Below are 13207 nucleotides of genomic sequence, written 5' to 3' on the forward strand. Positions count from 1 at the left end.
AAGGCAGTGCGGTTGCCCCTGGGTCCCGGACAGCCTCTGCGAGGCTTCCGGGATGACAAGCGATTTCAATGGGACGCTTGAGATGATCAAACCCCTCCTCCTCACCGCCGCCCTGCTCGCCGCCCCCATGGCCGCCCACGCCCAGGCGACGCCCGACACCGATCCCCCCGTCTTCAAATCCCCGAAGATCGTGCTGATCGGCGACTCCACCACCGCCGTTCAGAGCGGCTGGGGCCCCAGCTTCTGCGGCAAGCACGTCACCTCGTTCGTCGCCTGCATCAACCTGGCCCGCGGCGGTCGCTCGACCAGCAACTACCGGCTCGAGGGCTCGTGGAAGCTGGCGATGTATGAGATCAAATCGGGCGGCTTTTCCGACACCTATGTGCTGATCCAGTTTGGCCACAACGACCAGCCGGGCAAGCCGGGCCGCTCGACCGATCTCGCCACCGAGTTTCCGGCCAATCTGCAGCGCTATGTCGAAGAGGTGCGGGCCGCCGGGGGCAAGCCGGTGCTGGTCACCCCCCTGACCCGCCGCCAGTTCAAGGACGGCAAGCTGGTCGATGATCTGGGTCCATGGGCCCAGGCGACCCGCAGGGTGGCGGCCGAGACCGGCACGCCGCTGGTCGATCTGCACGCCTTGAGCTCCGCCGCCGTCCAGGCCATGGGCCCGGTCGAGGCCATGCGGCTGGCCCAGAGCCCGCCCGACGCCCGCGTCCGCGACGCCGCCCGGTCGGGCACCACCATCGAGGCGCGGTTTTACGAGCCGGCGATTCCCGGCGCCGCCGTTCCGCCACCGCCACCGCCGGTCGCAACGCCACAGGTCCAGAACAATGCGGCGGCCGAGCCGATGGGCACGCCCAAACAGGCCTTTGACTATACGCACCTGGGTCACGAGGGAGCCGACCATGTCTCGGCCCTGGTGGCTACGGCGCTGGCCGACGCGGTCCCTGCCCTGCGCCGGAACCTGCTGCCCTGAACGAAAAAGGGCGGGCCCGCGAGGACCCGCCCTTTCCGTTTTCCGTGAAGCCTTAAGCTTAGCGGAACAGGCTCAGGATCGAAGACGAAGACTGGTTGGCGATCGACAGCGCCTGCACACCCAGCTGTTGCTTGGTTTGCAGCGACTGCAGCTTGGCGCTTTCCTTGGCCAGATCGGCGTCAACCAGGTTGCCCACGCCGGCGTCGAGGCTGTCTTGCAGCTTGCCGACGAAGGTCAGGTGGGTGTCCAGGCCAACCGAGCTGGTGCCCAGCGAGGCCAGCTTGTTGGTGGCCGTGCCCAGAGCCGTGGTCACCGTGGTGATCATGGTCTTGGCCGTGGCGGCGTCAGTGAAGCTGGAAGCGGCCGTCAGGCCGAGGCCGGCCAGCGACAGGGTCTTGGCGGTGACCGTGAAGCCCGAACCGTCCTGGTTGGCCAGGAAGGTCAGCTTGGTGGTCGTGCCGTCGGCGATGCTGACGCCATTGAACTTGGCGTTCGAGGCGGCCTTGGTCACCTGATCGCGCAGGGATTCAAAGTCGGCCTTCAAAGCGTTGAAGCTGGAGGTGTTGAGCGAGGTGTCGGAAGCGGCCAGGGCCTTTTCCTTCATCTTGCCCAGCAGGTCGGTGATGGTGTCGCCAGCGGCCAGGGCCACATCAATGGTCGACTGACCACGCTGCAGCGAATCCTTCACCGAGTTCATCGACGAGGCCATCGAGGTTTGGTTCTTGGCCGTGGCCCAGATCGCACCGTTGTCCTTGGCGCTGGCCACCTTCTTGCCGGTGTTGATGCGCTGCTGGACGGTCGCCAGTTCCGAATTGGTGGAGTTCAGGTTTTGCAGCGCGATCATTGCGCCGCTGTTCGTGTTGATGCTGTTCAGCGCCATTGCGAAAATTTCCTATTCAAGGATCGCCGACGTCATTTTGACTGCCGGTAGGCTTTTGCCTCCCTGCACTTTTGACCCAGGCAGTTTATTCCGAATGAATCTGGATGGTTAACGGCCGCAATTCGGGTTTCGGCCTCGAAAATTTCTGTAAAAATCCAAAATTCGACCTGGAGAATTTGAGTAATCACTCAGCGCATTCGGTCACTATTTTCGAAATTCAGACTATATATCGCGGCGGATCGTCGCAGTTGGCGATAACTATATCTAGATTTGGGGGTCACGAGGGGCCGCGACGCAAGCCCTAGTCAGCGTTGCCGGACCCGCGGCATCACGCCCGACCAGATCTCAGGCGAGGATACATTCCAGGGTCTTGTGGAACACCTTGGCCAAGGCCCGGCGGTCGGCGTCAGGGTTGTTGACCGAGCGCATGACAAGCCCGTCAAAAAGCACGCCGATCATCTCGGCCCGCGCCTTGAACTCGGCATCGCTCCACTCGGGCTTGCGGCTGCGTTCCAGCATGGTGATGGCCAAGGCGCGCTCCTGGGCGTCCGCAGCGCGGACGATGGTGGCGACCTTGGGATTGCGGGCCGCCTCGGCCAGGACTTCCAGCACCAGGGCCGAGCTGCGTGGGTCGTAACACTTGTCCAGGGCCTCGGGTAAGTGACTGGTCATGACCTCCAGCAGATCGCCCGGCTGGCTTTCCAGTTCGGCGAACTTCTCGCGCATCTCGGCCAGGTCCTGGGCGACAATGGCGGCGATGATCGCCTCCTTGTTCTCGAAATAGCGATAGATCTGGCCGACGCTCAGACCAGCGGCCTTGGCGATGTCGGCCATGCTGGCGCCGTGGAAACCCGACTGGCGCACCTGATCGCACGCGGCGTCGAGGATCTGCTGTCGACGGGTTTCTACCGTCGGCCGCGCAGATGGCATCTCATCGCCCATCGCAAATCTCGTTTCGCATTACATTTCCGTTAGGTCAGCCGAAAAGCGACACCCTCGGTGTTGACTTGCGACAGCCTCGCACTTATGTCCAGCCCCGAGTGAGAATGAACGTTCATTCTCAGATTGTCGATCATCCGGTCTACGTCAAGGGCAATGGCCCGGCGCCGACCGCCTTTATCCAAAACCGGGATCTGTCATGCAATTCCAACGTTCGGCGGCGACAGCCGTCGCGCTCGCCGCTATCGCGTTCACCCTCGCCGCCTGCGGGCAGGGCCAGGGCGGGGCCGCCGGCATGGGCGCTGGAGGCCCTGCCGATGTGGGTGTGGTCATTGCCCGGACCGAGCCGGTCAGCCTGACCACCGAGCTGTCGGGCCGCACCTCGGCCTCTCTGATCTCCGAAGTGCGTCCTCAGGTCGGCGGCATCGTCAAGGCGCGCCTGTTCCAGGAAGGCGGCTATGTCCGCGCCGGTCAGCCGCTGTACCAGATCGATCCGGCCACCTATCAGGCCGCCTACAACAGCGCCGCCGCCGGCCTGGCCCAGGCGCAGGCCGCCTATACCGCCGCCAGGCTGAAGGCCGATCGCTACAAGGCCCTGGTCGAGACCGGCGCCGTCAGCAAGCAGGACAATGACGACGCCCAGGCCGCCAGCCAGCAGGCCGCCGCCAATGTCGCCGCCCAGAAGGCCAATGTCGACGCCGCCCGCATCAACCTGGGCTACACCCGCGTGCTGGCCCCGATTTCGGGCCGCATCGGCAAGAGCACGGTCACGCCGGGCGCGCTGGTCACCGCCGGCCAGGCGGCCGCCCTGGCCACGGTTCAGGACACCAGCCGGGTCTATGTCGACCTGACCCAGTCCTCGGCCGAACTGCTGAAGCTTCAGCGCGATCTGGCCACCGGCAGCATCGGCCGCTCGGGTTCCGCCCAGGTGACCCTGAAGCTGGAAGACGGCTCCACCTATCCCACCCCCGGCAAGCTGGAATTCTCGGACGTCACCGTCGATCCCGCCACGGGCTCGGTCGGCCTGCGCGCCACCTTCGCCAACCCCAATGGCGTGCTGCTGCCGGGCATGTATGTGCGCGCGGCGCTCAGCACCGCCACAGCCCAGAACGGCATGCTGATCCCGCAACCCGCCGTGTCCCGCGACCCCAAGGGCAACGCCACGGTGATGGTGGTCGGCGCCAAAAGCCTGGCCGAGCCTCGCCCGATCACCGTGCGCCAGATGGTTGGCGACAAGTGGCTGGTGACCGGCGGCTTGAAGCCGGGCGATCAGGTCATCGTCGAAGGCCTGCAAAAGGTCCGTCCCGGCGCGCCCGTGAAGCCCGCCGTCATCACCGCCCAACGCTAAGGCCCGGCTGTCATGCTTTCCCGTTTCTTCATCGACAGGCCCATCTTCGCGTGGGTCATCGCCATCGTCATCATGCTGGCCGGTCTCCTGGCCATCCGCACCCTGCCGATCGCGCAATATCCCGACATCGCCCTGCCCCAGGTTTCGGTGTCGGCCAACTATCCCGGCGCCTCGGCCAAGACCGTCGAGGATAGCGTCACCCAGGTCATCGAGCAGAAGATGAAGGGCCTGGACGGCCTGGAATACATGTCCTCGACCAGTGACAGCTCAGGCTCGGCCACCACCACCCTGACCTTCAAGGCCGGCACCGACGTCGACATCGCCCAGGTGCAGGTCCAGAACAAGCTGCAGACGGCCACCGCCCTGCTGCCGCAAGAGGTCCAGCAACAGGGCCTCAGCGTGGTCAAGTCGACCCGCAACTTCCTGATGGTGGTCGGCCTCTATTCCAAGGCCCCGGGCACGACCAATGTCGACCTGGCCGACTATATCGCCGCCAACATCCAGGATCCGCTGAGCCGCGTCGACGGCGTGGGCGACGTCCAGCTGTTCGGCGCGCAATACGCCATGCGCATCTGGCTGGACCCCGACAAGCTGGCCAGCTTCGCGCTGACCCCCAGCGACGTCACCGCCGCCATCCGGGCCCAGAACGCCCAGGTCTCGGCCGGGCAGCTGGGCGGCACACCCGCCGCGCCGGGCGTGGCCCTGAACGCCACCATCTCGGCCCAGTCGCGCCTGCAAACCCCTGAACAGTTCGGCGCCATCATCCTGCGCAACAGCACCGGCGGCGCGATCGTCCACCTGCGCGACGTGGCCCGCGTCGAACTGGGCGCCGAAAGCTATGTCTTCAACGCCCACTTCAACGGCGCCCCGGCGGCCGGCCTGGCCGTCAAGCTAGCCCCCGGCGGCAATGCGCTGGACACCGCCGAGGCGGTCAAGGCGCGCATGACCGAGCTGTCCAAGAGCTTCCCGGCCGGCTTTGAATATGTGGTGCCCTACGACTCCACGCCGTTCGTGGCACAGTCGATCCACGAAGTGGTCAAGACCCTGATCGAGGCCATCATCCTGGTCTTCATCGTCATGTTCCTGTTCCTGCAGAACTGGCGCGCGACCCTGATCCCGACCATCGCCGTGCCGGTCGTGCTGCTGGGCACCTTCGGAATCCTCGCGGTCTTTGGCTACTCGATCAACACCCTGACCATGTTCGGCGTGGTGCTGGCCATCGGCCTGCTGGTCGATGACGCCATCGTCGTGGTCGAGAACGTCGAGCGAGTGATGAGCGAGGAAGGGCTGTCGCCCATCGAAGCCACCCGCAAGTCGATGAAGGAAATCAGCGGCGCCCTGATCGGCATCGCCCTGGTGCTGTCGGCCGTCTTCGTGCCCATGGCCTTCTTCGGCGGCTCGCAGGGCGTGATCTATCGCCAGTTCTCGATCACCATCGTCTCGGCCATGCTGCTGTCGGTGGTCGTCGCCCTGATCTTGACCCCGGCCCTGACCGCCACCCTGCTCAAGCCTGTCGCCAAGGGTCACACGATCTCGGACAAGGGCTTTTTCGGCTGGTTCAACCGCAGCTTCAACGACCTGTCGGGCCGCTATCAGGGCGCCGTGCGCGGCATCCTGGGCAAGAGCGTCCGCTGGATGGCCATCTATGGCGCCATCATCCTGGTGATGGGCGTGCTGTTCATCCGCATGCCCACCTCGTTCCTGCCGGAAGAAGACCAGGGCACCATCTATACCCTGGTGCAGCTGTCCCCCGGGGCGACGGACGCGCGCACCCAGGGCGTGCTCAAGCAGGTCGAAACCCACTTCCTCAAGGATCAGGCGGTCAAGTCGGTCTTCACCGTCTCGGGCTTCAGTTTCGCCGGCGCCGGTCAGAACGCCGGCCTGGCCTTCATCAGCCTCAAGCCGTTCGAAGAGCGCAAGAGCGCCGACCTGAAGGCGCCGGCCGTCGCCGGTCGCGCCTTCGGGGCCTTCTCCCAGATCCGCGACGCCATGGTCTTCCCGATCGTGCCGCCGGCGGTGCAGGAGCTGGGCAACGCCTCGGGCTTTGACTTCCAGCTGCAGGACACCGGCGGCGTGGGCCACGAGGCCCTGATCAACGCCCGCAACATGATGCTAGGCATGGCCGCCCAGAACCCGAAGCTGGCCGGCGTGCGCCCCAACGGCCAGGACGACACCCCGCAACTGCGGATCGATGTCGACCAGGCCAGGGCCGGCGCCATGGGCCTGACAACCGCCGACATCAATGCGGCGCTGAGCACGGCCCTGGGCGGTTCCTACGTCAACGACTTCGTCGATCGCGGTCGCATCAAGAAGGTCTATGTCCAGGCCGATGCGCCGTTCCGCATGACGCCCGAGGACCTCAACAAGTGGTACGTGCGCAACGGCACGGGCCAGATGGTCCCGTTCTCGGCCTTCGCCACCACCACCTGGACCTACGGCTCGCCGCGTCTGGAGCGTTACAACGGCCTCTCGTCGGTCAACATCCAGGGCACGCCCGCGCCTGGCCAAAGCTCCGGCGCGGCCATGGCCGCCATGGAAGAGATCGCCGCCAAGCTGCCCCCGGGCATCGGCTACGAGTGGACGGGCCTTTCGGCCCAGGAACGCGAATCCGGCAACCAGGCCCCCGCCCTGTACGCCATCTCGATCCTGGTGGTGTTCCTGCTGCTGGCGGCGCTTTACGAGAGCTGGTCGATCCCGCTGTCGGTGATCATGGTCATCCCGCTGGGCGTCGTCGGCGCCCTGCTGGCCACCACCCTGCGCGGCCTGTCCAACGACGTCTATTTCCAGGTCGGGCTGCTGACGACCATGGGCCTTGCCGCCAAGAACGCCATCCTGATCGTCGAGTTCGCCAAGGACCTGCACGAAAAGGGCAAGCCCCTGATCGAGGCCACCCTGGAGGCCGTCCGCATCCGTCTGCGGCCGATCATCATGACCTCGCTGGCCTTCATCTTCGGCGTGCTGCCGCTGGCGATTTCCAACGGGGCGGGCTCGGGCAGCCAGCACGCCATCGGCACCGGCGTGATCGGCGGCATGATCTCGGGAACCCTGCTGGCGATCTTCTTCGTCCCGCTGTTCTTCGTGGTCGTCGAGAAGGTCTTCAAACCCAAGTCCAAGCGCGTCGGCGAGACGCCCGCGATCCCGGCCGAGGGCCACTAGAATGCTGATCCGCAACCTCACCCTGACCCTGCTGGCGGCCACCGCGCTGACCGCCTGCACCCTGGCCCCGGCGCATCAGCGACCGACCCTGCCGGTGGCCCAGACCTGGCCGACCCCGCAACCGGCCCAGACGGCGTCCGCCGCCGATCTGGGCTGGCGCGAGGTGTTCGAGGATCCGCGCCTGGCCGCGACAATCGACCTGGCCCTGACGGAGAATCGCGACCTGCGCGTGGCCCTGCTGAATATCGAGCAGGCTCGCGCCCAGTACGGCGTTCAGCGCGCCGCCCTGCTGCCGGGCATCAATGCCGGCGTGTCCGGCTCGCGGGCCCGCACCCCGGCCTCGGTCAGCCAGACCGGCTCGGCCATCGAGACCGAGCAGTACAGCGCCAGTGTCGGCTTCACCGGCTATGAGCTGGACCTGTTTGGCCGCGTCCGCAGCCTCAACAAGGCCGCCCTCGAGAACTGGCTGGCGGTGCGCGAGAACAGCCGCACGGCCCAGATCAGCCTGATCTCGGAAGTGGCCGGAACCTGGCTGACCCTGGCCGCCGACGAGGACCTGCTGGCCCTGGCCCGCGACACCCTGGCCGCGCGCGACGAGTCGCTGAAACTGACCCAGAGCCGGGTCGACGCCGGCGCCGCCTCGACGCTGGACCTGCGTCAGGCCCAGACCCTGGCCGAACAGGCCCGGGCCGATGTCGCCGCCTATGTCGCCCAGGTGGCCCAGGACCGGAACGCCCTGCGCCTAGTGGTCGGGGCCGATGTCCCGGCCGACCTGTTGCCGGCCGGCGGGCTGGTGACGGCCCAGATCATGCCCGATCTGCCGGCCGGCGTAGTTTCGGATGTCCTGACCCGTCGCCCCGACGTGCTGGCCGCCGAACACCAGCTGGCCGCCGCCAGCGCCAATATCGGCGCGGCCCGCGCGGCCTTCTTCCCACGCATCGCCCTGACCGGATCGACGGGCGGCGCCAGCGGCGAGCTGGGCGACCTGTTCAAGAGCGGCTCGGGCGCCTGGAGCTTTGCGCCCAGCATCAGCCTGCCGATCTTCGCCGGCGGGGCCAACAAGGCCGGGCTGGACAGCGCCAGGGCCCGCCAGGGCATCGCTGTGGCCACCTATGAGAAGACCGTGCAGACGGCCTTCCGCGAAGTGGCCGACGCCCTGGCGGTGCGCGACACGGTGGCCGACCGCGTGTCGGCCCAGGAACGCCTGGTCGCCGCGGCCGCCGACAGCCAGCGCCTGGCCAGGGCCCGCAGGAACGCCGGCATCGACAGCAGCCTGACGCTGCTGGACGCCCAGCGCACCCTCTATAGCGCCCAGCAGGGCCTGATCGCGGCGCGACTGGTCCGGGCGAGCAATCTCGTCACGCTCTACAAGGTCCTCGGCGGCGGCGCTCCCGCCGCCTGACGGGCCTTACCCCACCCCGGCGACGGCCGGGGCGCGGTTCGTCGCATCATCCCCCCGATGACGGCGAACCCGAAGAGGCGCGCTCCTCCCCCCCAAGCCCGGGGCGCGCCTCTTCCCCTATTCAGGGGCAAACTGCGGTGAAAGAGGCCGGCGCCTAGCCCAGGCCCTGCAGGCCGTCCTCGTCGAACCAGATCCGCGCGGCGCGCTGGGCCGCGCTGGGCCGCAGGCCGTTGCGGGCGATCGCTATGGCGGCCTCTTCGGCCAGGTAGGTCGCGACGCTTGCGGCCGGCATCGGCCGGGCGAAGTGATAGCCCTGCATGACGACCCCGCCCAGCGACACCACCTTGTCCAGCTGCTCCTGGGTCTCGACGCCTTCGACGATGCAGTCGATCCGCAGGTTGCGACACAGCTGCAGCATGGTCTTGACGATGTCTTCGCTGGCCGCGTGATGGTCGATGTCGGCGATGAAGCTGGAGTCGATCTTCAGCTTGTCCAGCGGCAGCAGGCGCACATGGCTGAGGCTGGAATGGCCTGTTCCGAAATCGTCCAGCGCCGTGCGGACGCCCAGACCGTGGAAGGTCATCAGGGCGGCGCGGGCCTGGTCGAAGTCGCAGACGATGGCCGTCTCGGTGATCTCGAAATCGATGCGGTGCGGCGCGACCTGACTTTCCAGAACGATGTCGACGATGCGGCTGACGGTCTCCATCGAGGCGATGTCGCGGGCCGACAGGTTGATCGAAACCCGCATGTCCATCGGCCAGCTGCGCACCGCGCGCAGGGCCTTGGCGACCAGCACGCGGGTGATCTCGACGATCTGGCCCGAACGCTCTGCGGCGTTGATGAACACGGTCGGCGGCACCTCGCCCAGCTCGGGGCTTGACCACCGCGCCAGGGCCTCGAAAGCGATGGTCCGCTTGGCGCTGGTGTCGACGATGGGCTGGAAGTGGATATGCATCTCCGCGTCCAGGTCGGCGCGGCGCAGGGCCTGCTCGACCTGGCCCAGTTCGCGGATGTCGGCCTCGTGGCGCTCGTCGAACAGCACGGCCGAACCCTTCAGGTTCTGCTTGGCATGATAGAGGGCGTAGTCGGCGCGTTCAAACAGCTGCTCGCCCGTCTGGCCCCCGCCCGGGAACGGACAGAAGCCGACGGACCCACCGACCTGGGCGGTGACGCCCGGCAGGCGATAGGGGGTGCGCAGCAGCTCGCAAAGATCGCGGCCCAGGGTCTTGATCGCGGCGGGCGACAGGTGCGCGTCGATAATCAGACCAAATTCGTCGCCGCCCAGACGGGCCGCAAACAGCGGCGGCGAGCCGAAGGCCTGCAGACGTCGTCCAACCTCGGTCAGCAGACGGTCGCCCGTAGCGTGGCCAAAGGCGTCGTTGACCAGCTTGAAGCCATCCAGATCGACAACCCCGACCAACAGACTGCGGTCATGACGCCGGGCGCGGGCCACATGAGCTTCCAGCTCGGTAAAGAACCGGCGGCGATTGGGCAGGCCCGTCAGGCTGTCCAGATTGGCCAGGCGATCGTTCTCGTCACTCAGCAACTGGGCCTGGGCGGCCTTTTCGATCAGGGCGGTGCGCGATTCCACCAAGTCGGAAAATTCCTGGTAGTGGATCAGCAGGATCACGATCATCACGGCGGCCACCACCACCACATTGATCGAGATGGCCTCGAACACCGGATTGCCGGTCAGGCCGAAAAACAGGGTCATGGGGCCCAGCACGCACAGGGTGACCGTCAGGGCTGCGGCCCGCAGGTGCATCAGGCAGAAGATGCAGGCGATCACGGTGATGGCCATGTAGAAAGCCACATGGCTCTGCTGATAGGCGTCGCCATAGGCGTACAGCGACAGCGACCAGCCGGTGAAGGCGATCGCCAGCACGGCCGCGGCCGCCACGGTCCCGCCCAGCATCTTCGCAGCCCGCTCGACGTCCATGCCGCTCTTTCGCAGCCGCCACCAGCCCAGCATCCGCCAGCCGCTGACCAGGATCAGCGCCGCGGGACCGCCAATCGTCAGGGCAGGCGGCGCGGCGTGGAAGTGGGTGACGGCAAGCGCGATCGCATTGACCAGAACAACCAGGTACATCATCGGCGCCTGGCGTGAGAACGCTGTCGCCTGGGCGACCAGAAGTTCCGGACGGTCTCGTCGGATCGCGAAGAGCCTCGCGATTGTCTTGATGATCGCCATCTATGCCTGCCCCCGGGCTTCCGAGCACGGTGAAGGGCAAGCCCTAAATATTCGGTAAGCTTGAGTTCAAGGTCATCTGCGGCACAGTGTCCCGCGCCCCGGCCTGACTATTCGGCGGCGACCTTCACCGCTTCGAGGGCTTCGCCTACCGTCCGCGAGGTCTCATGGACCACCCTGCGCAGGTCGCGGCGGTCGATCACCTCGCCGCAAGCCTCGCAGGCCAGTCGCGGATGGAAGTCATGGCCGCAGGTCTTATGCACGAAATGCACCGGACCATTTCCAAGGCCATAGACGTGCTGGTCGCCCCACTCGGCCATGGTCAGCAGCACGGGGCTGAGGTCCAGCCCCTTGGCGGTGAGCACATATTCCTGGCGCGGCGGGCGCTCCGAATAGCGCTGGGCCTCCATCACGCCGTGCGCGACCAGGGTCTTGAGGCGCGAGGCTAGAACATTTCGGGCGACACCCAGGCGCTCCTGCCATTGCTCGAAACGCTTCACGCCGGCGAAGGCGTCGCGGAGGATCAGCAAGGTCCACGGATCACCCACGACCTCGAGGGTGGCGGCGATGCTGCAGCGTTCATTGGTATAGTCGGCGGTGCGGCCCATTGGGCAAAGGTGCGGTGTTCCGCCGGGGAATGCAAGAGAGCGTTGCGTTTGAGGATGAACGGTATTAGTTTTTAATTACAACTAACTCTCTCGGTTGCGCCTTGGGAGGCGATAGCCGATCCTTGCATGGTCGTGATCGCCTCCCCTTTCCGCAGACCGCTTGCGCGGGTCTGCGCAGTCAGGGTTTATTCCACCCCGAATTCCACAAATCCGGAGACCGCCCATGTCCGCCGCCCTCGATCCTGTCGTCATCGTTTCTTTCGCCCGCACGCCGATGGGCGGCTTTCAGGGCGCGCTGGGCGGGGTCAAGGCGACGGAGCTGGGCGCGACGGCGGTGAAGGCGGCCATCGCACGGGCCGGCGTCTCGGGCGATCTGGTCGAGCAGATCATCATGGGCTGCGTGCTGCCGGCCGGTCTCGGCCAGGCCCCGGCCCGCCAGGCGGCGGTCGGCGCGGGCCTGCCGCTGTCGGTCGAGGCCACCACGGTCAACAAGATGTGCGGCAGCGGCATGCAGGCGGCGATCATGGCCCATGACGCCCTGGCCGCCGGCAGCGTCGACCTGATCGTGGCCGGTGGCATGGAGAGCATGACCGGGGCCCCCTATCTGCTGAGCAAGCACCGCGCGGGCGCCCGCATCGGCCACGACCAGATGTGGGATTCGATGTACCTCGACGGCCTGGAGGACGCCTACACCCCCGGCAAGCTGATGGGCGCCTTCGCCGAGGACTCGGCCGCGACCTACCAGTTCAGCCGCGAGGCCATGGACGACTACGCCACCCGGGGCCTGATGAAGGCCAAGGCCGCTATCCAGAACGGCGCCTTCGAGGCCGAGATCACCCCCGTCACCGTCACCACCCGCAAGGGCACCGAGATCGTGGCCCAGGACGAGCAGCCCCTGAAGGCTGATCCGGCCAAGATCCCCACCCTGCGCCCGGCCTTCAGCCGCGACGGCGGCATCACGGCGGCCAATTCCAGCTCGATCAGCGATGGGGCCGCCGCGCTGGTCATGACCCGCCAGAGCGTCGCCGACCGTCTGGGCCTGAAGGTTGTCGCCCGCGTGGCCGCCCACGCCGCCCACGCCCATGAGCCCGGCCTGTTCACCACCGCCCCGGTCCCCGCGATGCGCAAGGCGCTGAAGAAGGCCGGCTGGGAGGTTTCCGATGTCGACCTCTGGGAGGTCAACGAGGCCTTCGCCGTGGTCGCCATGATCGCGCAGCAAGAGCTGGGCTTCTCGCCCGACAAGCTGAACGTCAACGGCGGGGCCTGCGCCCTGGGCCATCCGATCGGCGCGTCAGGCGCCCGCATCCTGTGCACCCTGATCTCGGCCCTTCAGGCGCGCGGCGGCAAGAAGGGCATGGCCTCCCTGTGCATCGGCGGGGGCGAAGCCACGGCAATGGCGATCGAGCTGGTCTGAGGAACCCGTCATGACCGACACCTTCCGCGACAATCCCGACCTTGGCCGCTTTGAGCTGGAGACCGGCGGCCTGCTGTCGATCGCCGACTACCGCCGCGAACCCGGCCGCCTGGTTATCCCCCACGTCGAGAGCGACCCGGCCCTGCGCGGCCAGGGCGCGGCCGGGCGCCTGATGGCCCAGGTGGCGCAGGTCGCCCGGACCGAGGACCTGAAGATCGTCCCGATCTGCTCCTACGCGGCGGCGTGGCTGAAGCGGAATGATCCAGACCTGATCGCATAACCCCACAACCCGCTCT

At 66.9% G+C, this 13207-nt stretch carries 10 protein-coding genes; 6 read left to right on the forward strand and 4 right to left on the reverse strand.

From position 1 onward, the window contains the following. Positions 1–82 precede the first annotated feature (82 nt). On the forward strand, positions 83–976 hold the full coding sequence (locus ACN2C7_RS15955) for a rhamnogalacturonan acetylesterase (RefSeq protein ID WP_419318140.1): 894 nt from the start codon (positions 83–85) through the stop codon (positions 974–976). Positions 977–1034: 58 nt separating this feature from the next. Here ACN2C7_RS15955 and ACN2C7_RS15960 read toward each other — a convergent pair whose 3' ends face one another. Together ACN2C7_RS15960 and ACN2C7_RS15965 are read right to left on the reverse strand one after the other, a co-directional pair. Continuing rightward, positions 1035–1856: a flagellin gene (locus ACN2C7_RS15960; protein ID WP_419318142.1), complete on the reverse strand. Its 822-nt coding sequence runs from the start codon at positions 1854–1856 to the stop codon at positions 1035–1037. A 345-nt stretch (positions 1857–2201) separates the two neighbouring features. Further along, a complete protein-coding gene (locus tag ACN2C7_RS15965; protein ID WP_419318144.1) occupies positions 2202–2798 on the reverse strand; it encodes a TetR/AcrR family transcriptional regulator in 597 nt (198 codons plus the stop codon). A 196-nt stretch (positions 2799–2994) separates the two neighbouring features. Between ACN2C7_RS15965 and ACN2C7_RS15970 the strand changes: the two genes are divergently transcribed. The 3 genes from ACN2C7_RS15970 to ACN2C7_RS15980 are packed head-to-tail and all read left to right on the forward strand — an operon-like array spanning position 2995 to position 8701. Further along, positions 2995–4143 (forward strand): efflux RND transporter periplasmic adaptor subunit, encoded by a 1149-nt coding sequence (locus ACN2C7_RS15970; protein WP_419318146.1) that lies wholly within the window; start codon positions 2995–2997, stop codon positions 4141–4143. Positions 4144–4155: 12 nt separating this feature from the next. Then, entirely contained in the window at positions 4156–7299 is a 3144-nt protein-coding gene (locus tag ACN2C7_RS15975) for an efflux RND transporter permease subunit (protein WP_419318148.1), read from the forward strand. A 1-nt stretch (position 7300) separates the two neighbouring features. Next, a complete protein-coding gene (locus ACN2C7_RS15980) occupies positions 7301–8701 on the forward strand; it encodes an efflux transporter outer membrane subunit (RefSeq protein ID WP_419318150.1) in 1401 nt (466 codons plus the stop codon). A gap of 154 nt (positions 8702–8855) precedes the next feature. On the opposite strand, the gene ACN2C7_RS15985 is transcribed toward ACN2C7_RS15980, so the two are convergent. Together ACN2C7_RS15985 and ACN2C7_RS15990 are read right to left on the reverse strand one after the other, a co-directional pair. Then, positions 8856–10790: a putative bifunctional diguanylate cyclase/phosphodiesterase gene (locus ACN2C7_RS15985; RefSeq protein WP_419318152.1), complete on the reverse strand. Its 1935-nt coding sequence runs from the start codon at positions 10788–10790 to the stop codon at positions 8856–8858. A gap of 209 nt (positions 10791–10999) precedes the next feature. Beyond that, positions 11000–11497: a winged helix-turn-helix transcriptional regulator gene (locus ACN2C7_RS15990; RefSeq protein ID WP_419318154.1), complete on the reverse strand. Its 498-nt coding sequence runs from the start codon at positions 11495–11497 to the stop codon at positions 11000–11002. A gap of 223 nt (positions 11498–11720) precedes the next feature. Here ACN2C7_RS15990 and ACN2C7_RS15995 point away from each other — a divergent pair, with 223 nt between their 5' ends. Next, the gene (locus tag ACN2C7_RS15995; protein WP_419318156.1) at positions 11721–12911 is read left to right on the forward strand and encodes an acetyl-CoA C-acyltransferase; all 1191 of its coding nucleotides are present in this window, start codon (positions 11721–11723) and stop codon (positions 12909–12911) included. Positions 12912–12921: 10 nt separating this feature from the next. Then, complete coding sequence (locus tag ACN2C7_RS16000; protein ID WP_419318158.1) at positions 12922–13191, forward strand: GNAT family N-acetyltransferase; 270 nt, start codon at positions 12922–12924, stop codon at positions 13189–13191. Positions 13192–13207: the final 16 nt, after the last annotated feature.

This window comes from Caulobacter sp. ErkDOM-E (assembly GCF_048541895.1).
Classification (GTDB): domain Bacteria; phylum Pseudomonadota; class Alphaproteobacteria; order Caulobacterales; family Caulobacteraceae; genus Caulobacter.

Coding starts and splice junctions, on each gene's coding strand:
- ACN2C7_RS15975 (WP_419318148.1), top strand. CDS start 4,156: ATGCTTTCCCGTTTCTTCATCGACAGGCCCATCTTCGCGTGGGTCATC.
- ACN2C7_RS15980 (WP_419318150.1), top strand. CDS start 7,301: ATGCTGATCCGCAACCTCACCCTGACCCTGCTGGCGGCCACCGCGCTG.
- ACN2C7_RS15955 (WP_419318140.1), top strand. CDS start 83: ATGATCAAACCCCTCCTCCTCACCGCCGCCCTGCTCGCCGCCCCCATG.
- ACN2C7_RS15990 (WP_419318154.1), bottom strand. CDS start 11,497: ATGGGCCGCACCGCCGACTATACCAATGAACGCTGCAGCATCGCCGCC.
- ACN2C7_RS16000 (WP_419318158.1), top strand. CDS start 12,922: ATGACCGACACCTTCCGCGACAATCCCGACCTTGGCCGCTTTGAGCTG.
- ACN2C7_RS15965 (WP_419318144.1), bottom strand. CDS start 2,798: ATGGGCGATGAGATGCCATCTGCGCGGCCGACGGTAGAAACCCGTCGA.
- ACN2C7_RS15960 (WP_419318142.1), bottom strand. CDS start 1,856: ATGGCGCTGAACAGCATCAACACGAACAGCGGCGCAATGATCGCGCTG.
- ACN2C7_RS15995 (WP_419318156.1), top strand. CDS start 11,721: ATGTCCGCCGCCCTCGATCCTGTCGTCATCGTTTCTTTCGCCCGCACG.
- ACN2C7_RS15970 (WP_419318146.1), top strand. CDS start 2,995: ATGCAATTCCAACGTTCGGCGGCGACAGCCGTCGCGCTCGCCGCTATC.
- ACN2C7_RS15985 (WP_419318152.1), bottom strand. CDS start 10,790: ATGTACCTGGTTGTTCTGGTCAATGCGATCGCGCTTGCCGTCACCCAC.